At 63.7% G+C, this 25,990-nt stretch carries 23 protein-coding genes and 1 pseudogene; 17 read left to right on the top strand and 7 right to left on the bottom strand.

The window, feature by feature from the left end; all coding sequences use genetic code 11:
* Positions 1-68: 68 nt before the first annotated feature.
* Positions 69-977 carry a LysR family transcriptional regulator gene (locus AB5Y72_RS20735; RefSeq protein WP_042078116.1) on the bottom strand — a complete coding sequence of 303 codons (909 nt, stop codon included), beginning with the start codon at positions 975-977 and terminating at the stop codon, positions 69-71.
* A 190-nt stretch (positions 978-1,167) separates the two neighbouring features.
* Between AB5Y72_RS20735 and AB5Y72_RS20730 the strand changes: the two genes are divergently transcribed.
* From AB5Y72_RS20730 to AB5Y72_RS20720, 3 genes are all read left to right on the top strand, one after another.
* Complete coding sequence (locus AB5Y72_RS20730) at positions 1,168-2,424, top strand: adenylosuccinate synthetase (protein ID WP_209793453.1); 1,257 nt, start codon at positions 1,168-1,170, stop codon at positions 2,422-2,424.
* Between the two features lie 177 nt (positions 2,425-2,601).
* A complete protein-coding gene (locus tag AB5Y72_RS20725; RefSeq protein WP_325782137.1) occupies positions 2,602-3,144 on the top strand; it encodes a YbhB/YbcL family Raf kinase inhibitor-like protein in 543 nt (180 codons plus the stop codon).
* An 11-nt stretch (positions 3,145-3,155) separates the two neighbouring features.
* Complete coding sequence (locus AB5Y72_RS20720; RefSeq protein WP_368199560.1) at positions 3,156-3,959, top strand: helix-turn-helix transcriptional regulator; 804 nt, start codon at positions 3,156-3,158, stop codon at positions 3,957-3,959.
* 103 nt (positions 3,960-4,062) lie between these two features.
* Here AB5Y72_RS20720 and tyrS read toward each other — a convergent pair whose 3' ends face one another.
* Positions 4,063-5,262, bottom strand: a complete 1,200-nt coding sequence (tyrS, locus tag AB5Y72_RS20715; RefSeq protein WP_209793450.1) for a tyrosine--tRNA ligase — start codon at positions 5,260-5,262, stop codon at positions 4,063-4,065.
* 114 nt (positions 5,263-5,376) lie between these two features.
* Between tyrS and AB5Y72_RS20710 the strand changes: the two genes are divergently transcribed.
* Both AB5Y72_RS20710 and AB5Y72_RS20705 read left to right on the top strand, forming a co-directional pair.
* Positions 5,377-6,687 carry a peptidoglycan DD-metalloendopeptidase family protein gene (locus AB5Y72_RS20710; protein WP_325782135.1) on the top strand — a complete coding sequence of 437 codons (1,311 nt, stop codon included), beginning with the start codon at positions 5,377-5,379 and terminating at the stop codon, positions 6,685-6,687.
* 53 nt (positions 6,688-6,740) lie between these two features.
* Positions 6,741-7,862 (top strand): anhydro-N-acetylmuramic acid kinase, encoded by a 1,122-nt coding sequence (locus AB5Y72_RS20705; protein ID WP_368199558.1) that lies wholly within the window; start codon positions 6,741-6,743, stop codon positions 7,860-7,862.
* A gap of 67 nt (positions 7,863-7,929) precedes the next feature.
* Here the strand turns inward: AB5Y72_RS20705 and AB5Y72_RS20700 are convergent, their stop codons facing one another.
* The gene (locus tag AB5Y72_RS20700) at positions 7,930-8,265 is read right to left on the bottom strand and encodes a hypothetical protein (RefSeq protein WP_325782134.1); all 336 of its coding nucleotides are present in this window, start codon (positions 8,263-8,265) and stop codon (positions 7,930-7,932) included.
* A 413-nt stretch (positions 8,266-8,678) separates the two neighbouring features.
* Here AB5Y72_RS20700 and AB5Y72_RS20695 point away from each other — a divergent pair, with 413 nt between their 5' ends.
* Entirely contained in the window at positions 8,679-9,944 is a 1,266-nt protein-coding gene (locus AB5Y72_RS20695; RefSeq protein WP_325782133.1) for a RidA family protein, read from the top strand.
* Positions 9,945-10,113: 169 nt separating this feature from the next.
* Here the strand turns inward: AB5Y72_RS20695 and AB5Y72_RS20690 are convergent, their stop codons facing one another.
* Together AB5Y72_RS20690 and tkt are read right to left on the bottom strand one after the other, a co-directional pair.
* Positions 10,114-10,740 carry a hypothetical protein gene (locus AB5Y72_RS20690; RefSeq protein WP_325782132.1) on the bottom strand — a complete coding sequence of 209 codons (627 nt, stop codon included), beginning with the start codon at positions 10,738-10,740 and terminating at the stop codon, positions 10,114-10,116.
* A 192-nt stretch (positions 10,741-10,932) separates the two neighbouring features.
* A complete protein-coding gene (tkt, locus tag AB5Y72_RS20685) occupies positions 10,933-12,924 on the bottom strand; it encodes a transketolase (protein WP_325782131.1) in 1,992 nt (663 codons plus the stop codon).
* Positions 12,925-13,264: 340 nt separating this feature from the next.
* Here tkt and metK point away from each other — a divergent pair, with 340 nt between their 5' ends.
* From metK to ruvX, 8 genes and pseudogenes are all read left to right on the top strand, one after another.
* A complete protein-coding gene (gene metK / locus AB5Y72_RS20680; RefSeq protein WP_180911472.1) occupies positions 13,265-14,416 on the top strand; it encodes a methionine adenosyltransferase in 1,152 nt (383 codons plus the stop codon).
* 68 nt (positions 14,417-14,484) lie between these two features.
* Positions 14,485-15,024: a SprT family zinc-dependent metalloprotease gene (locus tag AB5Y72_RS20675; protein WP_180911471.1), complete on the top strand. Its 540-nt coding sequence runs from the start codon at positions 14,485-14,487 to the stop codon at positions 15,022-15,024.
* Positions 15,025-15,097: 73 nt separating this feature from the next.
* Complete coding sequence (locus tag AB5Y72_RS20670) at positions 15,098-15,790, top strand: endonuclease (RefSeq protein ID WP_042078104.1); 693 nt, start codon at positions 15,098-15,100, stop codon at positions 15,788-15,790.
* Positions 15,791-15,852: 62 nt separating this feature from the next.
* Entirely contained in the window at positions 15,853-16,584 is a 732-nt protein-coding gene (rsmE, locus tag AB5Y72_RS20665; protein WP_042078102.1) for a 16S rRNA (uracil(1498)-N(3))-methyltransferase, read from the top strand.
* 103 nt (positions 16,585-16,687) lie between these two features.
* Positions 16,688-17,638, top strand: a complete 951-nt coding sequence (gene gshB / locus AB5Y72_RS20660; protein ID WP_325782129.1) for a glutathione synthase — start codon at positions 16,688-16,690, stop codon at positions 17,636-17,638.
* A 148-nt stretch (positions 17,639-17,786) separates the two neighbouring features.
* On the top strand, positions 17,787-18,341 hold the full coding sequence (locus AB5Y72_RS20655) for a YqgE/AlgH family protein (protein ID WP_041038546.1): 555 nt from the start codon (positions 17,787-17,789) through the stop codon (positions 18,339-18,341).
* A gap of 5 nt (positions 18,342-18,346) precedes the next feature.
* A pseudogene (locus AB5Y72_RS20650) lies at positions 18,347-18,448 on the top strand (YqgE/AlgH family protein); the annotation flags it as partial.
* Between the two features lie 57 nt (positions 18,449-18,505).
* On the top strand, positions 18,506-18,928 hold the full coding sequence (gene ruvX / locus AB5Y72_RS20645) for a Holliday junction resolvase RuvX (RefSeq protein WP_012477381.1): 423 nt from the start codon (positions 18,506-18,508) through the stop codon (positions 18,926-18,928).
* 65 nt (positions 18,929-18,993) lie between these two features.
* Here ruvX and AB5Y72_RS20640 read toward each other — a convergent pair whose 3' ends face one another.
* Positions 18,994-20,142, bottom strand: a complete 1,149-nt coding sequence (locus AB5Y72_RS20640; protein ID WP_063859897.1) for a CMY-1/MOX family class C beta-lactamase CMY-8b — start codon at positions 20,140-20,142, stop codon at positions 18,994-18,996.
* Between the two features lie 218 nt (positions 20,143-20,360).
* Here AB5Y72_RS20640 and AB5Y72_RS20635 point away from each other — a divergent pair, with 218 nt between their 5' ends.
* From AB5Y72_RS20635 to AB5Y72_RS20625, 3 genes are read left to right on the top strand one after another with little or no spacing between them, the layout of a single operon-like run.
* On the top strand, positions 20,361-21,281 hold the full coding sequence (locus tag AB5Y72_RS20635) for a MoxR family ATPase (protein WP_216989794.1): 921 nt from the start codon (positions 20,361-20,363) through the stop codon (positions 21,279-21,281).
* Entirely contained in the window at positions 21,281-22,267 is a 987-nt protein-coding gene (locus AB5Y72_RS20630; protein ID WP_325782127.1) for a DUF58 domain-containing protein, read from the top strand. The genes AB5Y72_RS20635 and AB5Y72_RS20630 overlap by 1 nt, the downstream gene beginning before the upstream one ends.
* Entirely contained in the window at positions 22,254-24,227 is a 1,974-nt protein-coding gene (locus tag AB5Y72_RS20625; RefSeq protein WP_325782126.1) for a DUF3488 and transglutaminase-like domain-containing protein, read from the top strand. The genes AB5Y72_RS20630 and AB5Y72_RS20625 overlap by 14 nt, the downstream gene beginning before the upstream one ends.
* Positions 24,228-24,312: 85 nt before the next feature.
* On the opposite strand, the gene AB5Y72_RS20620 is transcribed toward AB5Y72_RS20625, so the two are convergent.
* Positions 24,313-25,752, bottom strand: a complete 1,440-nt coding sequence (locus tag AB5Y72_RS20620; RefSeq protein ID WP_042078088.1) for a sodium:alanine symporter family protein — start codon at positions 25,750-25,752, stop codon at positions 24,313-24,315.
* Between the last annotated feature and the right edge of the window lie 238 nt (positions 25,753-25,990).

Below are 25,990 nucleotides of genomic sequence, written 5' to 3'. Positions count from 1 at the left end.
GCACCGGATATACGAGAGGCCACCCCAGGGTGGCCTCTCTTCGTTTCAGCGGTGGCAGCGGGTCTGGCTCAGGCCTTGGCGGCCGGCAGCAGGGCCGGGCTCTGGATCTCCTCCTCCACCCAGTGCAGCAACTGCTTGATGGCCCGCGACAGCACCTGGTTCTGGCGCACCACATACCCCAGGCTGGTGCCGGGAAAGTCGGTGAGCCGGGTCACGGGGGCGGTCAGCTTGAGCCTGGGGTGAAGGGAGAAATCCGGCACTATGGCGACGCCAAAGCCCGCCTCGGCCCAGTCGAGCTGGGCATCCACGCTCCCCACCTCCATGATGCGGCAGCTCGGCAGACCGAGCAGGGGCAATGAGGGGTCGATCAGCGCCCGGGTCCGGGTGTCGTGCCCCAGCAGGATCAGGGTCGGCTCGTCCAGGGGATCGCTCTCCCCCGAGCTGGCCCGCGCCTGCCAGCGGGCCAGGCCGTGCCCCAGGGCACACCAGGTCACCTGCTGCAACTCGGTGTAGAAGAGCGGTTCGCTGCGCTTTTGCGCCATCACGAAGCCCAGATCCGCCTTGCCCGCCCGCACCAGATCCGCCGCCTGATCCGAGGTGGTGTTGAACAGGGTGAGGTCGATGCCGGGGAAGGCCTGCTTGAAGCGCTGGAACGGCTGGATCAGCAGCAGGCGCGAGATGATGTCGCTGGCGGCGATGGCGAGCGTCCCCTGGCTCAACTGGCTCAGGGCATTGAGATCGGACTGGCACAGCTGCAGCTCGTTGATGGCGCGCTCGGCGCTTTGCAGCAGCCGCTCCCCCGCCTGGGTCAGGCGAAACGGGCTGCGCTCCACCAGCTTGACCCGGGTCGCCTGCTCCAGGTTCTTGAGGTGCAGGCTCACATTGGGTTGCGTCATGTGCAGCTCGGTGGCCGTCTGGCCGAAGTGCTGCAACCGGGCCAGGGTGACGAAGGTGTGCAGCCAGTGAATGTCCAGCATGGGGTCCTCTTCTCCCGGGGTCGGTGGCAGGGCCAGCGCCGCCGGGGCACGGGCACCACGGAAGGGAGCGCGTTGTCGATAATTGCACCGTAATTATATGACTCTCTTATCGGAATTATAAAGATAATTAATTTTTCTAATCCTCACGGGACTCCTAGGATGGACGCCTAACGTCTTAGGAGAAAGAGTCATGTCGTCTATCGTAGTCGTAGGTGCTAACTGGGGTGATGAGGGCAAGGGCCGCATCGTCGATTATCTGGCAGGCCAGGCTGGCGCCAGCATTCGTTTCCAGGGCGGCAACAACGCCGGCCACACCGTGGTCAACGATCTGGGCACCTTCAAGCTGCACCAGGTGCCGAGCGGCGTCTTCAACCCGGATTGCCTGGTCGTGCTGGGCCCCGGCATGGTGATCAGCCCCGAGAAGCTCACCGTCGAGCTGGAAGAGGTCAAGGCCTCCGGCGTCACTCCCAAGCTCGCCATCTCTGACCGTGCCACCCTCTGCCTGCCGCTGCACGCGCTGGAAGACACCCTGGAAGAGCAACGCCTGGGTGACGGCGCCTACGGCTCCACCCGTCAGGGCATTGCCCCGGCTTACGGTGATCGGGTCATGAAAAAGGCGATCCTGGTGGGCTGGCTGAAACAGCCGGACGTGCTGGTCGAGCGCATCCAGTTCATGCTGGACTGGAAGCTGCCGCAGATGAAGGCTCTCTATCCGGACTTCACATTCACCCAGACTGCCCAGGAGATGGCCGACTGGCTGCTGGAAGTGTCCGCTCCCTGGATTGACGCCGTCTGCAACGTCAGCATGCCCCTCAAGGCGCTGCAGACCGAAGGCAAGACCCTGCTGTTCGAAGCCCAGCTGGGCGCCGGCCGTGATCTCATCTACGGCGAGTACCCCTGGGTCACCTCCTCCCACGTGTCCGGCGCCTACGCCGGCATCGGTGGCGGTCTGCCGGGCCTGCGCCCGGAGCGCGTCATCGCTGTGGCCAAGGCATTCAGCTCCTCCGTCGGTACCGGCACACTGCTGACCGCCATGGAGAACCAGGACGAGTTCCGCAAGATCACCAACGAGTTCGGCGCCACCACAGGCCGTCCCCGTGACGTGGGCTACTTCGATGCCGTCGCCACCAAGAACGGCGTCGAGCTGCAGGCCGCCACCGAAGTGGCCCTGACCAAGCTGGACTGCCTGACCGGTCTGCCGGATCTGAAGATCTGCGTGGCCTACGAAGGGGCTCACACCGAGAACCCGATCTGGCCGCAGACCGCCGCCCTCACCCCCGTCTACGAGAAGATGGAGAGCTGGAGCGAAGACATCAGCGGCTGCCGCACCTTCGACGAGCTGCCCAAGGCGGCCCAGGACTACGTGCTGCGCATCGAAGCCCTGCTGGGCGTGCCGGTGCCCATGGTCTCCGTCGGCCCGGGCCGTGACGAGATGATCCTGCGCTAAGCAGCGCTCCGCGCATAAAAACCGGCATCCCTGGATGCCGGTTTTTTTATGCCCTTTGAAAAAGCACCGAACGACTCACAAAAACCGCTTCAAAGGCATGATTTGAGCCATAGGAGCACTCTGTTTTGAACCGGCCCCCTTAGAGTGAACTCCTTATTCACACAAGGAGTGCACACCATGAGATCCCCCATCACCACCCTGCTGCCCCTGCTCTGCCTGACCGCCCTGCCCGCCCTGCCCGCCGGCGCCATGACCCTCAAGAGTACCGACATCCGCGAGGGTGAACCCATGGACAAGGTCTTCAGCTTCAACGGCTTTGGCTGCAGCGGCGAGAACCGTTCCCCCCAGCTGAGCTGGCAGAACCTGCCCGCCGGCACCCAGAGCATCGCCATCACCGCCTATGATCCGGACGCTCCCACCGGCAGCGGCTGGTGGCACTGGCTGGTGGTGAACCTGCCGGCCAGCCAGCACGAGTTGCCGAGCAACGCCTCCGGCAAGCTCAAGCAGGGGCTGGAGCTTGGCACCGACTACGGCACCCAGGGTTATGGCGGCCCCTGCCCACCCGCGGGTCACGGCATGCATCGCTACCAGTTCACCGCCTGGGCCCTGCCCGGGGCGCTGGAGGTGAAGGCCAACACCCCGCCCGCCATGGTAGGCTACATGCTCAACAGCCAGGCCCTTGGCAAGGCCACCCTGACCGCCACCTTCACCACCCCCTAGGAGCCCGCCGGATGAGCACGCCCCTGCTGCAACTGAATCACTACTTCGGGATCCGCCAGCAGCCCCTGCGCCGGGTGCTCATCTATGCGCCGACCCTCATCTGGGTGCAGCAGGGCCGCAAGCAGCTGTGGTGGCGGGAGCAACGCCTGTCGTTTGACAAGGAGAGCTGGCTGCTGATCCCGGCGGGTCACCGGCTCACCTTCGTCAACCAGCCGGAGCAGGGCACGTTTCGCTCCCAGGCGCTCACCCTGCTGGCCCCGCCATCGGCCGAGTGGCTGGCAGAGAGCCCCCTCGATCTCCTCAAGCCACCGGCCGTCAGGGTGAATCCGGCCCTCGCCTTCTGCTTCGATCTCGTCACCACCATGGCGGACCGGCAGCTCTGCGAGGCGGCCCAGACCCGGCTGCTGCACGGGTTTTATGGCGAGCTCAGGGAGGCGGGGGGCCTTGGCCTGCTCTTTCCCGCCACCACCATGACCCTGGGGGAGCGGCTGGCCCGCTACCTCAGCGTGGAGCCTGGTCTCGATCACCGGCTGGAGATGGTGGCGACCCACTTCGCCATGAGCCGCGCCTCCCTGGTCCGCAAGCTGGCCGCCGAGGGGCGCAGCTTTCGCCAGGTGCTGACCCAGGTGCGCCTGGGTCATGCCCTCACCCTGCTGCAACAGGGGTTCAATCCGCTTCAGACCGCCCTCGCCTGCGGTTACGACTCCCCCGGCCGCTTTGCCGCGCGCTTCAAGGAGGAGTTCGGCCTGACCCCCTATCAATACCTGCGAACCTGCCCCGGGAGTCCTGCCGCTCGCCAGGTGGAAGGACGCTGAGCGCCCCTCTCCTTTGCATGGCACCGAACGCCATGCCGACCCCAAAAACAAGAAGGCCTCCGCAAGGGAGGCCTTCTTCATGGCGGTGTGACGCACATGGAACTTACTTGACGGTCACCCTGGCAAACTTGCGCTTGCCGACCTGGTAGACGGCGGTGCCGGCACCGATGAGTGCCTTGCCATCCTCCAGCTTCTCGCCGTCGCGCTTCACCGCACCCTGCTTGATCATGCGCAGCGCCTCGGAGGTGGTGGCCACCAGATCGGCGTCTTTCAGCAGGTTGGCGATGGCCAGCCCGTCCCCTTCCAGGGCCAGCTCGACCTCCGGCATCTCGTCCGGGATGGCGTTCTTGGAGAAGCGCTGGGTGAAGTCCTCGTGGGCCGCCTCGGCCGCCGCGGCGTCGTGGTAGCGGGCGATGATCTCCTTGGCCAGCCAGATCTTCACGTCGCGGGGGTTCAGGGTACCGGCGGCAATGCCCGCCTTGAACTCTTCGATTTCAGCCAGCGGACGGAAGGAGAGCAGCTCGTAGTAGTTCCACATCAGATCGTCGGTGATGGACATGATCTTGCCGAACATCTCCCCCGGGGCGTCGTGTACGCCGATGTAGTTGGCGGCGGACTTAGACATCTTCTTGACGCCGTCCAGGCCCACCAAGAGCGGCATCATCAGCACGCACTGGGTCGCCATGCCGGCATCTTTTTGCAGCTCGCGGCCCATCAGCAGGTTGAACTTCTGGTCGGTACCGCCGAGCTCGACGTCCGCCTTCAGCGCGACCGAGTCATAGCCTTGCAGCAGCGGATAGAGGAATTCGTGAATGGCGATGGACTGGCCGTTGCTGTAGCGCTTCTTGAAGTCGTCGCGCTCCATCATGCGGGCCACGGTCTGCTTGGCCGCCAGCTTGATCATGCCGGTCGCACCCAGCTCGCTCAGCCAGGTGGAGTTGTACTCGATGCGGGTCTTGGCCGGGTCCAGGATCTTGAACGCCTGCTCGGCATAGGTGAGGGCGTTGTGCTTGATGGCCTCTTCGGAGAGCGGCGGACGGGTGGCGTTCTTGCCGGAGGGATCCCCCACCATGGCGGTGAAGTCGCCGATCAGCAGGATCACTTCGTGGCCCAGATCCTGGAAGGTCTTCAGCTTGTTGAGGATCACGGTATGACCCAGGTGGATGTCCGGCGCGGTCGGGTCCATCCCCAGCTTGATGCGCAGCGGGCGCCCTTCCTTCAACTTGGCGACCAGTTCTTCTTCAACCAGAATTTCTTCCGCTCCGCGCTTGATCTCGGCTAGCGCCACCTCGAGCTGGGACATTTTTTGACTCTCCAATCACGATTCCACAGGGCCAGACATATTACTGGAATGGCGGGCCAATTGGAAAGGCGGTAAACTCCGACCTTCTTCTGGGTTCAACTTCGTCTGCTTCTCATGGTCCTTTGGCACGCCTTCAATTCTCTTCCTACCTGGCACCGCAAGATGGTGCTGATCCTGAGCATCATGATCATGATGCTGGCCGCCTGGCCGAGCGAACAGGCAGTCGCCACCCGGGTCGATGACAACGACAACGAGCTGGCCGTCGAGCAGCGGGTCGACAAAGAGGCTCTGCTGGCCCGGGCCGAGCCCGTCACCCCGCCCAAGCCGAGCTATGTCACCAAACAGGTGAAGGTGCGCCGCGGCGACAACATGCAGGTCATCTTCCAGCGCCTCGGCCTCAGCGCCAGCGATCTCTACCTCATCGCCCAGCTGGAGGCCACCAACCCATTGCGAACCCTGCAACCCGGCCAGGAGCTCACCTTCAAGCTCACCAGGAACGGGGATTTGCACAGCCTCTACTACCCCCACAGCCTGGAGCAGGCGCTCAAGGTAAGCCGCAAGGCCGAGGGCTTCGTGGCCAGGCCGGTGAAGCTCGAGCTCGACACCCGCGAGCAGGTGGCCAGGGGGGAGATCCGCTCCAGCTTCTGGGGCGCCGCCGTCGACGCTGGCATGACCGAGGACCAGATCATGGATCTCGCCGCCATCTTCGGCTGGGACATCGACTTCGCCCAGGACCTGCAACCGGGGGACAGCTTCCGGGTGGTCTATCAGGACAAATACCAGGACGACGAGCGGGTCGCCTCCGGCGACATCCTGGCCGCCGAGTTCGTCAACCAGGGCGCCACCTATCGCGCCGTGCTGAACGAGGATGGCAACTACTACACCCCGGAAGGCAAGGCGATGCGCAAGAGCTTCCTGCGCGCACCGGTCAACTTCAAATACATCAGCTCCAACTTCAACCCGCGCCGCCTGCACCCGGTCACCGGCAAGGTGCGCCCCCACAACGGCATCGACTACGTGGCGCCGGTGGGCACCCCCATCATGGCGGCGGGCTCAGGCAGCGTGGTGGCCGCCGGCTACAACCAGTTCAACGGCAACTACGTCTTCATCAAGCACGCCGGCAACTACGTCACCAAGTACCTGCATCTCTCCAAGCGCACCGTCAACAAGGGGCAGCGAGTGAAGCAGGGCCAGACCATAGGCCTGCTCGGCGGCACCGGCCGCGTCACGGGCCCGCATCTGCACTATGAATTCGTGGTCGGGGGCGTGCACAAGAATCCGCGCACCCTCACCCTGCCCCAGGCCGAGACCCTCAGCGGTCGGGCGCTGGCCAACTTCAAGGCCCAGGCCATGCCCCAGCTGGCCAAGCTGGACAGCACCGAGCTGCAGCTGGCCCAGAACAAACGGGACAGCAACGGCGGCTAAGGCCGGCCCGACTGCCGCAATTGGCCGTCATGGAGAGAGCACAAGGAGAAACCATGAGTGAGCGCTATATCGGATTGATGTCGGGAACCAGCCTGGATGGCATAGACGCCGTGCTGATCGAGACGAAGGGGGATCAACTGCGGGTAGAGGCGGCGCTGTGCCACCCCTGGCCAGCGGAGACCGCCCGCGAGCTGCACGCCCTCTGCACCCCGGGCGACAACGAGATCGATCGCATGGGGGTCACCGACAACCTGGTGGCGCGGGAATTCGCCGCCGCGACCCAGGCCCTGCTCGCCAAGGCCGGGCTGAAACCGGCCGACATTAGCGCCATCGGCTCTCACGGCCAGACCATACGCCACCGCCCGCAACTCGGCTTCACCCTGCAGATCGGCAATGCGGCCCTGCTGGCGGCCCTGACCGGCATCGACGTCATCAGCGATTTTCGCACCCTGGACATGGCTCTCGGCGGCCAGGGGGCGCCCCTGGTCCCCGCCTTCCATCAAGCCATTTTTGCCAAGCCGGGCGCCCTGCGGGTGGTGCTGAACCTCGGCGGCATCGCCAATATCTCTGTGCTGCCGGGCCACGCCGACGGGGGCTCCGGTTCAGGGGTCTATGGCTTCGATACCGGCCCCGCCAATACCCTGCTCGATGGCTGGTATCGCCGTCACCACCCCATGGGGGGCGACTACGACGCGGGCGGCCGCTGGGCGGCTGGTGGCCGGCTTGTTCCCGAGCTGCTCGATAAACTGCTGGCTCACCCCTACTTCGCCGCCCCCCACCCCAAGAGCACGGGACGGGAGATGTTTACCCTCGACTGGCTAGACCACGAGCTGGCAGGGGGCACTTATGCCCCGGTGGACGTGCAGCGTACCCTGCAGGCGCTGACCTGCCACAGCATCGCCCGCCAACTGCCCGTGCTTGAGCCCGATGCGACGGGAGCGCTCTTTATCTGCGGCGGCGGCGCCCACAACGCCCCCCTGCTGGCGGAGCTCGCCGCCCTGCTGCCCCGCTGGCGCCTGGCCAGCACCGCCGAGCTCGGCCTCGCCCCCGACTGGGTGGAAGGGGCCGCCTTCGCCTGGCTGGCGATGCGCTTTATCCAGCGCAAGCCGGGCAACCTGCCCGCGGTGACCGGCGCCAGCCGCCCGGCGGTGCTGGGCGCCCTCTATCCCGCCTGAGCGGGCAACCCGCTCACGCCAAGATGAAGAGGGCGGCACATGCCGCCCTCTCTGTCATTGCCCAGCCTCACCCTTGTCCGGCTCTGCCGGCAGACCTTATCGACCCTGCGCATCCTCCTTCTTTTTTCCGCTGCAATTTCATTGCATAAATCTGGATGCCATTTTCAGCCCGGATTGACTGATGGCGGCGGCTCGCTTTTGTCGACGACATTGTCACCATGCAGCCCGGGTGAATCATATTTCCAGCTGCGGTTTCAAGGACCGAAAGCGGGCACTGGCTAGCATATTTTTGATATTGCCGACAGCCCCGCCCATTGGCATAAAATGCATAGCCATTCATATCTGGATGCATGAACAGCAGAATATCGCCGATGATTAACCCTTTATTCACAAAATTGTTCAAGGGCGCCTCGGCACAAACCCGCATGCGACGGCCATTCCCCTGATAAAACGCTTTATCACCCCAGACCAGCCGTCATATATCGTGAATTGAACCGCATTTCCGCAATATTTCAGAGCATTGAACCACTTCATAGAAATGCGATCCCGGTTTGCATCCCCTGGTTGCCCCCCATAGAATCCCCCTGTCTGAAATAACCAACCCAATCCATACCTCTGTTATCCGTTCGCCTGCGCAGGCGACTACGACTCAATATGCGAGGCAATGTCTGCCACCCGTCATTATTTGCCGGGCATGGCTGGCCATTGCCGAAATAAAGAGGAGTGCCCGCTCGTTCCTGAGCCGGGACGGCCATCGGAGGATGAGGGAGGGTGACCCGTACCTACACCAATAATGCTTGAAAAAGGAGTATCGCCATGAGTGGTACCATCATCAAATCCGCCAGAAATACCCCCAACGCACCGCAGGATCTGGGCCCCTATACCCAGAGCGTGGCCTTTTCCCACTACAACAATATTGCCGCCCAGCTCCCCGTCGATCCCAGGACGGGCAAGCTGATCGAGGGGGATATCCAGGCGCAGGCCAGACAGTGCCTCACCAATATCCAGGCCATAGTCCAGAGCATCGGCCACGGCATGGAGGACATGGTGAAAGTCACCCTCTTCCTCAAAGACATGGGGGATCTGGAGGCGGTCGATACCGTCTATCGCGAGTTCTTCCCCCACTCGCTGCCGACTCGCACCGTGCTCGCCGTGGCGGCCCTGCCACTCGGCGCCGCCGTTCAGATGGATGCCCTGCTCTCCAACGGGGAAGGCACCTTCCCGCAGACCCCCTGCCCCCTGATCAAGCTCGCCCGAAACAGCGATCGCGCCCCGCAAGACCCGCTCTCCTGCCAGAGCGTCGCCTTCTCCCACTACAACAACATCGGTGCCCAGCTGCCGCTCGATCCGGCCTCCAGCGCCCTGATTGACGGCGGCATCCGCGAACAGGCCGCCCAGTGCCTGCGCAATATCAAGACCGTGCTGGAGGGGATAGACGTGCCCTTCGACGATATCGTCAAGGTGACTGTCTATCTGACCAACCTGGCGGATCTGGAGGCCGTCAACGAGGTCTACACCACCTTCTTCCCGGATTCGGCCATCGCCCGCGCCGCCGCCTACCTGCCGGCCCGCTCGGTGATCAGTGCAGCGGCCCTGCCGCTGGGTGCCCGGGTGCAGATGGATGCGGTCATCTCCCACGGTGACGGCACCCCGCCCCAGCAGGTGGAAGACAGACACAACCTGGTGATCCGTGCCCGCAATACCGACAAGGCGCCGAGAAGCCCGCTGCACACCCAGACCGTGGCCTTCTCCCACTACAACCATATCGCCGGCCAGCTGCCGATCGACATGGCCACCGGCAAGGTGCTGACCGGCTGCGTCCGTGAGCAGACCGCCCAGTGCCTCGGCCATATCAAGACTATTGTGGAGAGCATCGGCCACGTGATGGACGATATCGTCAAGGTCAATATCCAGCTGAAGAACATCGAGGATCTGGAGGCGGTCAACGCCATCTATACCCAGTACTTCCCGGGCTACCACCCCGCCCGCACCGTGATCGGTGTAAGCGAACTGCCCGCCGGCGCCCTGGTGCAGATGGATGCGGTGATGTCCAACGCGGAAAGTACCCCGCCGCAGGCGTAACACATGCCCTGAATAATAAAAAGAGACCGGCTATATGCCGGTCTCTTTTTTGGTAACAGGAAAGGGTATTATTTTTATGGCATCGATGTAAAAAATGCGAACGTCTGATTGCTCTTTCCTAATCTAGCCTACGAAATGTTGTAGTACCAAGAATTCTACTTAGATATCTCTATTGTAACTTATTGTTAAATGAATATGTAAAACTGCTTTTTCCATCAACACGACAAAAATGTAAATTATCTAAAGCAACACATATTTCGAAGCTTAGTAATGCAACTAATTTTTGCTTTGAAGAAACCAGTGTCATTTTAAATAATGAGTCATCCACCGCAGACAGCCCCATTAATATAGGGTATATAGCTGCCCATATATCAAGTGCCTGTGGCATTACCCTATGAATGTCAATGGCAATATTCTTCATATCCATTGAACATAGATTTTCAGGGCTACAAAACATAAACTTTTCGTGAAGTACAGCCCTCAATGGCACATCACCGACCAGTGATTCATCAAGAATATTAGATAACTGCGATGCATAAAATTCAATATCTTCTCGTGCTTGCTGCAAATAATACTGGTCATTCATCTGTTTCTGTAAAGAAAGCTGACGAGTCAAAACTACTAGCGTAATAAATCCGAGTATTGGAGTATAGATGCCTCCAATTGCCGAGCCAAATTCAGCCCATCGAGAGTGGTCTTGTGTCAACTCTCCACCAAATGTATTTACATATAAAGCAATAGGGTAAAATAAAAGCACCCAAACAGCGACTATAATAAACCAGCCTCTTGCAACCATATTTTAGCCTTTATTTAAACAATGAAAAATCAATCATCCAGAGAAAGTACTATCAACTCTCAGTCATTGAAATATATTTTTAATTTATTATTTCCTTTGCCAATAAAAACGCCCCCCATCTTGCGATGGAGGGCGTTTTATTTTCCGGCTATTGGACCTAAGCGGCCCAATGGTCAGCGATTACAGGGGCTGTTACAGGGACTCAGCGGTCGCCACCACGTTTTCCACGGTAAAGCCGAATTCCTTGAACAGCAGCTCGGCCGGGGCGGACTCACCGAAGGTGCGCATGCCGATGATCTTGCCGCCAAAGCCCACGTACTTGTACCAGTAGTCGGCGATGCCCGCTTCGATGGCCACGCGCTTGGTGACGGCGGCCGGCAGGACGGACTCCTTGTACTCGGCGGACTGGGCGTCGAAAACGTCGGTAGACGGGATGGAGACCACGCGCACGGCACGGCCCTTGGCAGTCAGCTGCTCATAGGCGGCCACGGCCAGCTCCACTTCGGAACCGGTGGCGATCAGGATCAGCTCCGGAGTACCGGCGCAATCCTTCAGCACGTAACCACCCTTGGCGGCATCGGCCAGTTGCTGGGCGGTGCGGTCCATCTGGGCCAGGTTCTGACGGGAGAAGATCAGGGAGGTCGGGCCGTCGGTACGCTCGATGGCGTGTTTCCAGGCGATGGCGGACTCTACCTGGTCACAGGGACGCCAGGTGCTCATGTTCGGAGTCAGACGCAGGGAGGCGATCTGCTCGACCGGCTGGTGGGTCGGGCCATCTTCACCCAGACCGATGGAGTCGTGGGTGTAGACGAAGATGGCACGCTGCTTCATCAGGGCGGCCATACGCAGGGCGTTGCGGGCGTACTCCATGAACATCAGGAAGGTGGCGCCGTAGGGGATGAAACCACCGTGCAGGGCGATGCCGTTCATGATGGCGGACATGCCGAACTCGCGCACGCCGTAGTGGATGTAGTTGCCTGCGGCGCTCTCGGGGGTCAGGGACTTGGAGCCGGACCACATGGTCAGGTTGGACGGCGCGAGATCCGCGGAGCCGCCCATGAATTCCGGCAGCAGCTTGCCGAAGGCTTCCAGGGAGTTCTGGGAGGCCTTGCGGGTCGCGATCTTGGCCGGGTTGGCCTGCAGGGTTTCGATGATCTTGGCGGATTCGGCGGCCCAGTTGGCCGGCAGCTCGCCAGCAGTGCGGCGCTTGAACTCGGCAGCCAGGGCCGGGTGAGCGGCTTCATAGGCGGCGAACTTGGCAGCCCAGTCGGATTCGAGCTTGGCGCCCTTCTCCTGACCGTTCCACTCGGCGGCGATCTCGGACGGGATCACGAAGGGCGCGTGGTCCCACTTCAGGAAGGCACGGGCGGCGGCGATCTCGTCGTTGCCCAGCGGTGCGCCGTGGCAGTCGTGGGAACCGGACTTGTTCGGGGAACCGTAGCCGATGATGGTGCGGCAGCAGATCAGGGTCGGCTTGCCGGTCTCGGCCTTGGCGGCTTCGATGGCGGCGTTGATGGCCTCCGGGTTGTGACCGTCAACGGACGGGATGACGTGCCAGCCGTAGGCTTCGAAGCGCTTGGGGGTGTCGTCGGTGAACCAGCCTTCCACGTGACCGTCGATGGAGATACCGTTGTCATCCCAGAACGCGATCAGCTTGCCCAGACCCAGGGTGCCGGCCAGGGAGCAGGCTTCGTGGGAGATGCCTTCCATCAGGCAGCCGTCGCCCATGAAGGCATAGGTGTAGTGGTCGACGATGTCGTGACCCGGCTGGTTGAACTGCTCGGCCATGGCCTTCTCGGCGATCGCCATGCCGACTGCGTTGGTGATGCCCTGACCCAGCGGACCCGTGGTGGTCTCGACGCCCGGTGCATAACCGTACTCCGGGTGACCCGGGGTGCGAGAGTGCAGTTGGCGGAAGTTTTTCAGATCGTCGATGGAGAGGTCATAACCGGAGAGGTGCAGCAGGGAGTACAGCAGCATGGAGCCGTGGCCGTTGGAGAGAATGAAACGGTCGCGGTCGGCCCACTTGGGGTTGTTCGGGTTGTGTTTCAGGTGGCTACGCCACAGCACTTCAGCGATATCCGCCATTCCCATGGGGGCGCCCGGGTGACCGGAGTTGGCTTTTTGAACGGCATCCATACTCAATGCGCGAATGGCATTGGCAAGCTCTTTACGAGAAGGCATCTGTATCTCCTGCGATTGCTTCATTTGATGGCCAAGATTAAGGCGCGTTATTGTCCCAGCAGGGGGCGCGGCGTGCAAATATTATCTGGGCGAATAAAGTGGCTTTGGGAGCACAATCGCTTTTCTGCTGCGGGAAAACGATTCAATCCGCCCCCTCGTTTACCCCCATGGGGGTGGATCCACCCCGAGCCTTGGCCCGGTCGGCTCCGCCCCCAAATAGTGCTGGCAATCACCCGGTGACCTAATTAAAATAGACGTCCAGATGTAGATACCTCTACAGTCATCCTGTCATTATCCGGTTATGGCCAAGGCGATAACCCTTACGAATTGAGAACCAAACATGGCAAAGCTGTTTACTTCCGAGTCGGTCTCCGAAGGCCATCCCGATAAAATCGCCGACCAGATCTCCGATGCGGTGCTGGACGCCATCCTGGAACAGGACACCAAGGCGCGCGTCGCCTGTGAAACCCTGGTCAAGACCGGCATGGTGATGGTCGCCGGCGAAGTGACCACCTCTGCCTGGGTCGATATCGAGCAGATCGTGCGCGACACCGTGCGCGAGATCGGTTACACCCACTCCGACATGGGCTTCGACGCCGACTCCTGCGCCGTGCTGAACGCCATCGGCAAGCAGTCCCCGGACATCAACCAGGGCGTCGACCGTACCGACCCGTACGAGCAGGGTGCCGGTGACCAGGGCCTGATGTTCGGTTACGCCACCAACGAAACCGACGTGCTGATGCCCGCGCCCATCACCTACTCTCACCTGCTGGTGAAGCGTCAGGCAGAAGTGCGCAAGAACGGCACCCTGCCGTGGCTGCGCCCGGATGCCAAGAGCCAGCTGACCTTCGCCTACGACGACGCAGGCAAGATCCTGGGTGTCGATGCCGTGGTCCTCTCCACCCAGCATTGCGACTCCATCAGCCACAAGGACCTGGTGGAAGCGGTGCGCGAGGAGATCATCAAGCCAGTGCTGCCGGCCGAGTGGATCACCAAGGACACCAAGTACTTCATCAACCCGACCGGCCGTTTCGTCATCGGCGGCCCCATGGGTGACTGCGGCCTGACCGGTCGCAAGATCATCGTCGACACCTACGGCGGCATGGCCCGTCACGGTGGTGGCGCCTTCTCCGGCAAGGACCCGTCCAAGGTGGACCGCTCCGCCGCCTATGCCGCCCGCTACGTGGCCAAGAACATCGTCGCCGCGGGTCTGGCGGATCGCTGTGAAGTGCAGGTCTCCTACGCCATCGGCGTGGCCGAGCCCACCTCCATCAGCGTCGAGACCTTCGGCACCGGCAAGGTGGCCGAGGAGCTGCTGGTGAAGCTGGTGCGCGAGTTCTTCGAGCTGCGCCCCTACGGCCTCATCGAGATGCTGGATCTGAAGCGCCCGATCTACCAGGCGACCGCCGCCTACGGCCACTTCGGTCGCGACGAGTTCCCCTGGGAGAAGACCGACAAGGCCGCTCTGCTGCGCGACGCCGCCGGTCTGTAAGGCTGGCCGTTGTGATAAAAGGGGAGCCTGGCTCCCCTTTTGCTTTTGTGTCCTGTCCCGAGGATCCCATGCCTGCCACCGCTACCCGGCTCGACCCCGCCCTCATCGAGACGCTGCTCGCGCGCGTCGAGGCCTGCTTTGTGCAGGCCGAAACGCGGCTTGGCCGCCCCTTCCCCCGCCCGCAGGTCCACTGCAATATGCGGGGCCGGGCGGCAGGATCGGCTCGGCTGCAGACCTGGGAGCTGCGTTTCAATCCGACGCTCTATCAGGCCAATCAGCAGGCGTTTCTCAGGGAAGTGGTGCCCCACGAGGTGGCGCACCTGCTGGTCCATGCGCTCTGGGGAGAGGGGCGCGGCAAGAGCCGGGTACTGCCCCACGGCCGCCAGTGGCAGTCGGTGATGCGGGAGCTGTTCGGCCTCGAGCCCAGTACCACCCACAGCTTCGATCTCGGCGTGCTGGCCCAGCGCACCTTCGTTTACGCCTGCGCCTGCCAGCAGCATCCCCTCTCGGTGCGCCGCCACAACAAGGTGATGCGCGGCGAGGCCCGCTATCACTGCCGTCGCTGTCGCCAGCCCCTGGTGTGGCAGCGCGACACCACGGCGGATTGAGTCACCCTGTGTCGCGCCCCTGTGATAGTGTGCGCATCCTCTTCACTCAACTGTTTCATTGCCAAGGATATTCATGTTTCGCCCTCTGCTCTCCCTCTGCCTGGCCCTGCTGGTCAGCGCCCCGGCCCATGCCGACAACATCCAGACCTTTCGCGCCGCCAAACAGGATCTGAACAAGCTCTACCAGAGCCACCCCACCACCTTCTACTGCGGCTGCAACATCAAGTTCAGCGGCAAGAAGATGGCCCCCGACTGGGAGAGTTGCGGCTACCTGCCGCGCAAGCAGGCCGAGCGGGCCTCGCGCATCGAGTGGGAGCACGTGGTACCCGCCTGGGAGTTCGGCCACCAGCTGCAGTGCTGGCAGGAGGGGGGCCGCAAGAACTGCGGCAAGAGCGACGAGTTCAACAGGATGGAGGGGGACATGCACAACCTCTTCCCCGCCATCGGCGAGGTGAACGGCGATCGGGCGAACTTCCGCTTCTCCGACTGGAACGGCAAGCCGAACCAGTACGGCAAGTGCCAGATGCTGGTGGACTTCAAGGATCGCCGGGTGCAGCCGCCCAAGGGGCCGGTGCGTGGCCAGATCGCCCGTGCCTATCTCTACATGAGCGAGCAGTACGGGCTGCGCCTCGCCGCCCAACAGCGTAAACTGTTCGAGGCCTGGGATCGCCTCTATCCGGCGGATCGCTGGGAGTGCGAGCGCAACCGCCGCATCGGCAAACTGCAGGGCAATACCAACCCCTTTATTGAAAAGCAGTGCCAATAGCCCCATCTATGGGCACAAGGGATTTAACATCCCTTCCCTTGAGCGAGAGACAGAATTGAGCCATGCGCATCCCACGTATCTATGAACCGGCCCCCCTGCAGGCGGGCCAGACCCTGGCCCTGTCGGAAGACGGTGCCAACCACATCGGCCGGGTGCTGCGCATGCAGCCGGGCCAGCAGCTCGAGCTGTTCAACGGCGACGGCCACCAGTATCCCGCCACCATCACGAATGTGGGCAAAAAGTCGGTGGAGGTGCGCATCGACCGTTGCGACACCCAGTCGGTGGAATCGCCCCTTGCCATTCACCTGGGCCAGGTGATCAGCCGCGGCGACAAGATGGACTTCACCATCCAGAAGTCCGTGGAGCTCGGCGTCACCTGCATCACCCCGCTCTTCTCCGAGCGCTGCGGCGTCAAGCTGCCGGCGGATCGGTTGGAGAAGAAGCGCGAGCAGTGGCAGAAGGTGGTGATCAGCGCCTGCGAGCAGTGCGGCCGCAATACCGTGCCCGAGGTGCGCATGCCCATGGAGCTGGACGCCTGGCTCGCGGAAGAAACGAAAGAGCTCAAGCTCAACCTGCACCCGCGGGCGCCCTACAGCATCAACACCCTGCCGGTACCGGAGCACGGGGTGCGCCTGCTGATCGGCCCGGAAGGGGGCTTGTCCAGCGACGAGATCGCCCGTACCGTGCAGGAAGACTTCAAGGAGATGCTGCTGGGGCCTCGGGTGCTGCGCACCGAGACCGCCGCCCTGACCGCCATCACGGCGCTGCAGTGTCGCTTCGGCGATCTGGCCTGACAGCCGACCCCACCCCGGCCCTCCCCTTCGCAGGNCCCCCTTGTGAAGGGGGAGGCAGGGAGGGGGTCATCACACCCAATCGAGCCACCAGAAGGAAATTCGGATGACCATCAAACTCGGCATCGTGATGGACCCCATCTCGTCCATCAACATCAAGAAGGACTCCAGCTTCGCCATGCTCGAAGAGGCGCAGAAGCGCGGCTATGAGCTGTTCTATCTGGAGATGAAGGATCTCTACATGGAGGCCGGACGGGCGTTTGGCACCATGCGTCCGCTCACCGTCAGGCATGATTACGCCCACTGGTTCACCCTGGGCGAGGTGGTGGATCAGCCCCTCTCCACCCTGGACGTGATCCTGATGCGCAAGGATCCCCCCTTCGACACCGAGTTCATCTACGCCACCTACATGCTGGAGCGGGCCGAGGACGAGGGCTGCCTCATCGTCAACAAGCCCCAGAGCCTGCGCGACGCCAACGAGAAGCTCTACACCGCCTGGTTTGCCGAGCACACCCCGACCACGCTGGTGACCCGCCGCGCCGACAAGCTGCGCGCCTTCCACGCCGAGCACAAGGACGTGATCCTCAAGCCCCTGGACGGCATGGGCGGCGCCTCCATCTTCCGCATGAAGGAGGATGACGCCAACGTCGGCGTCATCATCGAGACCCTCACCGCCCACGGCAACCAGTACTGCATGGCCCAGACCTATCTGCCCGCCATCAAGGAGGGGGACAAGCGGGTGCTGGTGGTGGACGGCGAGCCGGTGCCCTACTGCCTGGCGCGCATCCCGGCCCAGGGCGAGACCCGCGGCAACCTGGCCGCCGGCGGCCGTGGCGAGGCCCGTCCCCTGAGCGAGGCCGACTGGGCCATCGCCCGCGCGGTGGGCCCGACCCTGAAGGAGAAGGGGCTCATCTTCGTCGGCCTCGACATCATCGGCGATCGCCTGACCGAGATTAACGTCACCAGCCCCACCTGCATCCGCGAGATAGAGGCGGCCTTCCCGGTGCACATCAGCGCCATGCTGATGGATGCCATCGAGCGCCGACTGGGTAAATAAAACCGACCGGGGTCTTCAAAGGCCCCGTTCATCCCCTTGCGCCGAGGCGATCCACCGCCTTCCCCGGTCGCAAAAAGCGGTTTTGCCTGCCGCCCCTAACTGCCATAATCACCCCAACTACCTTTGCACTATTAGTCCTATGCACTCTATGCAGACATTGCAAAATCACTTCCTGCTCGCCATGCCGAGCCTCACGGACGCCTATTTCCAGCGCTCCCTGGTCTACCTGTGCGAGCACAGCAGCGAAGGCGCCATGGGCCTGGTGGTCAACATTCCGGTCGACATGTCCCTGGACACCATGCTGACCAAGCTCAAGCTGAGCCCCCCCGATACGGCCGAGATGAAGCAGCCGGTGCTGCAGGGCGGCCCGGTGCACGGGGATCGCGGCTTCGTGCTGCACAGCTTCCGCCCGGGCTTCAACTCCACCTTGCAGGTGAGCGACGAGATGATGGTCACCACCTCCAAGGACATCCTCGAGACCCTGGGCACCGACCAAGCCCCGGACCACTGGCTGGTGGCCCTCGGCTACGCCGGCTGGAGCGCAGGGCAGCTGGAGCAGGAGCTGGCGGATGGCGCCTGGCTGGTGATCCCGCCCAATCCCAAACTGGTCTTCGACACCCCCATCCACCTGCGCTGGCAACAGGCCGCCGCGAGCATAGGCGTCAATCCCCTGCATCTCTCCAGCCAGGTGGGGCATAGCTGATGCGGTTTGATACCTTGATGCACCGCCAACGCTGGCCGCAGGCCATTGTCGCCATCAGCATAGGCGTCAATCCCCTGCACCTCTCCAGCCAGGTGGGGCATAGCTAGCCTTGTACCAAGCGGGCCCCAAGGGCCCCTTTTACTCATTCCGTTGTAAGGAACCCCATGTCATCACGCAGCATCATGGGCTTTGATTACGGCACCAAGAGCATAGGTGTCGCCATCGGCCAGGAGATCACCGGCAGCGCCCGCCCCCTTCGTTCCCTCAAGGCCAACGACGGCATCCCCAACTGGGACGAGATAGAGAAATTGCTCAAGGAGTGGCAGCCGGACCTGCTGGTGGTGGGATTGCCGCTGAACATGGACGGCACGGATCAGGAGATCACGGTGCGGGCCCGCAAGTTTGGCAACCGCCTGCACGGCCGCTTCGGCAAGCCAGTGGAATTCAAGGACGAACGGCTCACCACCACGGACGCACGCGCCCGCCTGTTCGAGCGTGGCGGCTACAAGGCCCTGGACAAGGGCAGCGTGGATGGCGTCTCCGCCCAGCTCATCGTCGAGGCCTGGATGGAAGAGCAGTACGACTAGCGGGGGTATTCCCCCAGCACCAGAAAAAGGGCGGCACATTCACCGAATGTACCGCCCTCTTTCTGTCAACCGGCCAACTGCGCCAGGATGGCGTGGGCCGCCTTCACCCTGGCCGGGATGGGATAGTTGCGATTGGCCAGCATGACGATGCCGATCCCCCTGGCCGGCACGAAGGCCACATAGGCGCCAAAGCCATTGGTCGAGCCGGTCTTGTTGAAGAGCACCTGGCTCCCCGACTCCCGGGGAGCCGCCGTCGGATTGGCTTCGAGGATCACCTTGGCCGAATTGCCCGCCAGCAATGTCTGCTCGGTGACGGGATAGGCGTAACTCTCCCAACCCAGCCCCTGGGTCATCCCGCCTACCGAGTAATGCCCTTTGTGGGTCAGGGAGATGGCCTGCTGCAACGCCTTGTCATCAACCCCGCCGATGTTGGCCTTCACGAAGGCGAGCAGATCCGCCGAGCTGGTCTTGATGCCGTAGGCCTCGTCCGCCAGCATGCCAGGGTTGACCCGGATGGGCTTGTCCTCTTTCGAATAGCCATAGGCATAACTCGCCATGGCCTGCTTCGGCACATTGACATAGGTGTGGTGCATGCCGAGCCCGGGCAGCAGGGTCTGCTCCATCAACTGGGCAAATGGCTGCTTCAGGCTGCTCGCCGCCAGGTGGCCGAACAGCCCTATGCTGGGGTTGGAGTACTGGCGATGGGAGCCCGGCGAATAGACAGGGGCCCACTGGCGGTAGTAGGCGCGCATCTTCTCGGATGAATCCACCTCCTCGGGGAATTGCAGTGGCAGGCCTCCGGCGCTGTAGGTGGCAAGCTCCCCCATGGTGATGCTGTCAAAGGCGGATCCCTTGAGCCAGGGCGCGTGCCGGCTCGCCTTGTCATCCAGCTGCATCGCTCCCTTGACCACCGCATAGGCCCCCAGGGTCGCAGTCAGGGTCTTGCTCACGGATCCTATCTCGAACAGGGTCTGCTCGCTGACGCTGGCCCCGCTCTCCCGGTTGGCCACCCCGTAATTGAAATAGTGGGCCTTGCCATCCTTGAGCACGGCCACCGCCATGCCCGGGATCCTGTGCTCCTTGAGCAGCGGCTGGATGCTGGCATCCACCACGGGGCGCAGGGGATCGACCGGTGAAGCCTCACCTGCATGGGCCAGACCGGCCCACATCAGGGTGGCCACGGCCCCCCACAGGATGGATTGTCGTTGTTGCATCGGGTCTACTCCTCTTGTCATAAGTCGAATGTGCTGCCTGGGTGCCTGGCAGTGCTCCCAGCCTATTCCCGCAAGGTGTGCGCAATATGAGGCTCTGTGAAGCCGATGTGAAGTCGGCGTTCAAATAGCCCAGTTTCAATGGGTTATCCATGACTTGCCCCCCTTGCCCGGCGGCTGGCGTATAAGCTGTAGGGGCGGCAACGAAGAGGGAGGCGCGCGTGCAGACACAACCACAGATAACCCGGCTGCTGACGGCACTGGAGCAGGTGATCCTCGGCAAGCCGTTGCAGCTCAAAATAGCGCTGGTGACCCTGCTGGCCCGGGGCCACCTGCTGATCGAGGATCTGCCCGGCATGGGCAAGACCACCCTGGCCCACGCCCTGGCACAGGTGCTGGGCCTCGACTGCCGGCGGGTGCAGTTCACCGCCGATCTGCTGCCGGCCGACCTGCTAGGGCTGCAGATCTTTGATGCCCACCAGCAGCAGTTTCGCTTTCACCCGGGCCCCGTCTTCGCCCAGGTGCTGCTGGCGGACGAGATCAACCGCGCCAGCCCCAAGGTGCAGAGCGCCCTGCTGGAGGCCATGGCCGAGGGCAAGGTGAGCATCGAAGGACAGAGTCACCCGCTCCCCTCCCCCTTCTTCGTCATCGCCACCCAGAACCCGGCGGATCAATCGGGCACCTATCCCCTGCCGGAATCCCAGCTCGACCGCTTCGCCGTGCGCCTCTCCCTCGGCTTTCCGACCCCGGAGGCGGAGCGGCGGCTGCTGCGCGGGGCCAGTCAGACCAGCCCCCTCGAGCGCCAGCTGGATGCCGCAGACCTCGCCGCCCTGCAGGCCGAGGCGGCGCAGATCCACCTCTCAGATGCCAGCCTCGACTACCTGCTGGCCCTGGTGCAGCAGAGCCGCTTCGATGCCGAGCTGCCACAGCCGCTCTCGCCCCGCGCCGCCCAGACCCTGCTGGCGGTGAGCCGGGCCTGGGCCCTGGTGGCGGGTCGCCGCTTCGTCAGCGTGGAGGATGTGCAGGCCGTCTTCCCCTACGTGGCCGAGCACAGGCTCAGGGGCAGCTTCGGAGTGCAGCGCGGTGAGGCCTGCCCCCTGAGCCAGCGCCTGCTGGCCCGGGTCGATCCGGATCGCCCCTGATGAGCTGGCGCCAGCGCAGAGCCAGGTGGCAGCGACGCTGGCTGGCCCGGCGCATCCCGCCGGCACGCCAGATCACCCTGGGCTCGCGCAGCCTGTTCATCCTGCCTACCCGGCTCGGCCTCTGCTATCTGCTGGTGATGCTGGCCATCTATCTGCTCGGCACCAACTACCAGAACAACCTGGTGCTGCTGGTGGCCTACGCCCTCGGCAGCCTGTTCATGGTCACCATGTGGCTCACCCACCGCAACCTGCTGGGGCTGGCCCTGCTGGGGGGGCCAGCCGTGCTGGGTGAGGCGGGCAACCCCTTGCCCATGTCCATCACGGTGCGCAGCGAACGGCCGCTGCAGGCGCTGCAATTTTCCCTGAACGAGGGGCGGCTCTGGCTGGCGCAGGCCGATGCGGTCCCCCAACCCCTGCTCCTGCCGGTGCTGGGCATCCGGCGCGGACGCCTGCCGCTGGAGAGGCTGCGGGTGGAGAGCCGCTACCCCCTGGGCCTGTTTCGCTGCTGGTCCCTGCTGGACCTGCAACTGGAGGGCTGGCTCGCCCCGGCCCCCGAGTACGGCCCCCTGCGCGGGGAAGCCACGAGCGATGCGGCGGGCAGGCGGGGGCAGCCCACCCCGGCCTCGGTGGGGGATTTCGACACTCTGCGGGCCCACCAGGGCGGGGAGCCGCTCAGCCGGGTCGCCTGGAAGCAGCTCGCCCAGGGGCGCGGCCTGCTGGTGAAACAGTTCTGCGAGCCGGGGCAGGATGATACCCACCTCAGCCTGCAGCGGGTCGGCGGCCGGGATCTGGAGCAGCGGCTGGCGGTGCTCGCCTGGTGGTGCGGCGACTATGCCAGGCGGGGCATCCCCTTCACCCTGACCCTGGCGGGCCGGATGCTGGGACCGGGCTGCGACCCCGCCTTCCTGCAGCGCTGCCGGCTGGCCCTGGCCCGCGTCGATGCCGAGGATCCTGCGCAGGAGGCCGACACCGATGCTGCTCGATAACCGGCGCCTGCTGCCGCTCCTCGCCCTGCTGCAACTGTTGCTGATCCCGGCCCTCTGGCCCCAGCTGCAGCTCTGGGTCGTGGCCGTCTCGCTGCTCACCCTGGGCGTGCGGGCCATGATGCTGTGGCGGGGCTGGCGTCCCCCGCCCGCCGCCATGCTGGCACTGCTGGCCATGCTCGGCGTGGCGCTGCTGGCCTGGCAGTGGCGCCAGCTGGGCACCCTGCCGGCCCTCATCAACCTGCTCTGGCTCGGCTACGGCCTCAAGCTCGTCGAGGTGCGCCGGGAGCGGGATGTGGAGCAGGTGCTGCTGCTCGCCTTCTTTCTCGTCGCGCTGGCGCTGGTGCAACGGCAGAGCATGGGCTGGGCCCTGGCGATGGCGGGAGCGCTCTGGCTGGCGGTCACCACCCTGCTGGCGGCGGTGCAGCCCCTCGGCCGACGGCTGTGGCGCAGTGCCGGGATCATCCTGCTGCTGGCCGGCCCCCTGCTGCTCACCCTGTTCCTGCTGCTGCCGAGGCTAGCGCCGCTCTGGCAGATGCCGAGCAGCAGCCGGGCTCTTTCCGGCCTCTCTGAAGAGGTGGCCCCCGGCGACATCGGCGAGCTGGTCAACTCCTCAGAGCTGGCCTTTCGCATCAGCTTCGCCGAAGCACCGCCCCCGCCGGGGGAGCGCTACTTCCCGCTGATGCGCCAGGAGCTGTTCGATGGCCGGCGCTGGCTGCTCAGCGACCAGGTGCGCCGCTGGCAGCAGTCCCAACCCACGCGGGGGCAGCCATCGGCAAGCCCGGTGACGCCGCTGCCCGCCGGCGGTTACCAGGTGATCGCCGAACCCCAGCGCCACCGCTGGACCCTGGCCCTGGCCGACCCCGAGGTGCTGAGCGGCCCTGTCGCCTTGAGTCCCCTCGCCACCCTCTATCGCCAGGACAGGGGGGATGGTCGCATCAGCTATCGGGTCAGCACGGCCGCCACGGCGCCGCCTGCCAGCCAGGCAGCCCGCCGCCTCAACCTGCAACTGCCCGCCGGCGGCAACCCCAAGGCCCGGGCTTACGCCCTGCGGCTCAAGACCCGCCATCCGGGGGCTGGGGCGCTGGCCGCCGCCCTGCTCGGCGAGTTTCGCGAAGGCGACTTCTACTACACCCTGCAGCCGCCGCGGCTGGGGCAGGACGGGGTGGATGACTTCTTGTTCGAGAGCCGGCGCGGCTTTTGCGGTCACTACGCCACGGCCACCGCCTTCGTGCTGCGGGCGGCCGGCATTCCGGCCCGGCTGGTGACCGGCTACCTCGGCGGCGAGTGGAATCCCAGGGGCAACTATCTGGAGGTGCACCAGTTCGATGCCCATGCCTGGGTGGAATATCTGGATGAAAATGACCGCTGGCAGCGGCTCGATCCCACGGCCGTGGTAGCCCCCCGGCGCATCGAGGAGGGCATGCCGGCGGCCCTTGGCGGCGAGTTCACCGCCGCCGACCCCCTCTCCCTGCAGCGCTATCGCCACTGGGCCCTGCTCAACCAGCTGCGCTGGTGGGGGGCCAATCTCGACTACCAATGGGCCCGCTGGGTGCTCAACTATGACGCCGCCAGCCTGTGGCAACGGCTGGGGCAACGCTGGCCGGGGCTCTTAGGCCATACCCACTGGCTTATTCTGGCCGCCCTGCTGGGGGTGGCCGGCCTGGTGGGCGGCCTGCTGCTCTGGACCGGCCTAGCCCCGATCCGGCTGCGGCTATGGCAGCCCCTGCGCCGGCGCGCCGCCCGCCACGGCTGGCAGCCCCTGGCGGGGGAGAGCCTGGCCAGCTGGTGCGAACGGCTCGCCAGCCTCAGACCCGCCCTGGCGCGGCCGCTGCGAAAGGGAGCCTGGCTCTACCGGCGCTGGCGTTATGCCCCCCTGTCGGCGGCGCAGCGACAACGCACCCTGCGCCAGCTGAAACGACGGCTGCGCCAGGCCTGCCGCGACTGGGATCGCGACCGCTGAGGAAACGCCGGCCAGCCCCTGTGGCATAAAAAAGAGGGAGCCACTGGCTCCCTCTTGCTATCAAACAACTGCAATCACGCAATCATCATGCCTGTTTGCTTCTGCCCGGGTTGTCCCAGATCCCCTCTTCCAGCTGACTGCGCAGCTCGGGGTATCTGTTGGCATCGAAGGTCGGCACGCGGCCCAGCTTGAGCTGGTCGTTGTAGTCCTTGGCCAGCTTGATGGCGACGCCGGAGAGCAGCAGGATGGCGATGAGGTTGACGATGGCCATCAGACCCATGGAGACATCCGCCATGGCCCAGACGGTCGGCAGTTCGCCCACGGAACCGAACATCACCATGCCCAGCACGAACAGCCTGAACAGCATCAGGCCGCCCTTGTGGTTGTGCTCGAGGAAGACCAGGTTGGTCTCGGCATAGGAGTAGTTCGCGACTATGGAGGTGAAGGCGAAGAAGAAGATGGCCGCCGCGATGAAGATGTTGCCACCGCCGCCGATCTGGGAAGAGAGCGCCCGCTGGGTCAGCTCCACCCCTGTGATGCCGGAGCCCGGCTCAAACTGGCCGGACATCAGTATGATGGCGGCGGTACAGGTACAGATGACGATGGTGTCGAGGAAGACCCCCAGCATCTGCACATAGCCCTGGGAGGCCGGGTGCGGCGGATAGGGGGTGGCGGTGGCGGCGGCATTGGGGGCAGATCCCATGCCCGCCTCGTTGGAGAAGAGGCCGCGCTTGATGCCGTTGATCATCGCCTGGGAGATGGCGTAACCCATGGCGCCGGAGCCCGCCTGCTCGATGCCGAAGGCAGACTTGATGATCAGCGCCAGCACGCCGGGCAGCTCGCCGATGTTCATGACCACCACGAACAGCGCCATCAGGATGTAGGCCAGCGCCATGAAGGGCACGACCAGCTCGGCGAAACGGGCGATACCGCGAATGCCGCCGAAGATGATGAGGCCGGAGAGCACCACCAGGGCCAGACCGCTCACCCAGTCAGGGATGCCGAACGCCACGTTCATGGCCAGGCTGATGGAGTTGGCCTGCACCGCGTTGAACACCAGGCCGAACGCCAGCAGCAGACAGAGGGAGAAGACCACCCCCATCCAGCGCATGCCGAGGCCGCGCTCCATATAGTAGGCGGGACCGCCCCGGTAGTTGCCGTCCTCGTCCTTGACCTTGTAGAGCTGGGCCAGGGTGCTCTCGACGAAGGCGGTGGACATGCCGATGAAGGCGATCAGCCACATCCAGAACACGGCGCCAGGGCCCCCCAGATAGATGGCGACGGCCACACCGGCCAGGTTGCCCGTGCCCACGCGGGCGGCCAGGCTGGTACAGAGCGCCTGGAAGGAAGAGATGCCGGCACTGTCGGATTTGCGGCTGTTGCGCAAGACCGAGAACATGTGGCCGAAGTGGCGGATCTGGATAAACCCCAGACGGAAAGTAAAGAAGAGTCCGACCCCGATCAGCAGGTAAATGAGCACGGCTCCCCACATCAGGTCGTTAATCATTGCAATCAAGGTGTCCATAATTCTCTCGTTGTTATCACATCCATGGCCAGTCTGCGCTGACCGCTCTCTGTCAATTTCCGAATTAGCATTGCGCCGAAGGGGCGGAATCTAGCATAGCGAGGGAGTTCAGAATAGTGATAAGGCTCACTGGAAAGACAAAAAACGAGCGATTTGGTGCAAAAAAGCTTCATTTAGCACGCAAAAAATCAACAAAAATTGATTCCCCCTCCCGAGGCCCCAAGATTAGAGCCAAGAG

The sequence above is a fragment of the Aeromonas sp. R7-4 genome, from assembly GCF_040908055.1.
In the GTDB taxonomy this organism is placed as follows: domain Bacteria; phylum Pseudomonadota; class Gammaproteobacteria; order Enterobacterales; family Aeromonadaceae; genus Aeromonas; species Aeromonas sanarellii.
This window is presented reverse-complemented; position numbering and strand designations above follow the sequence as displayed.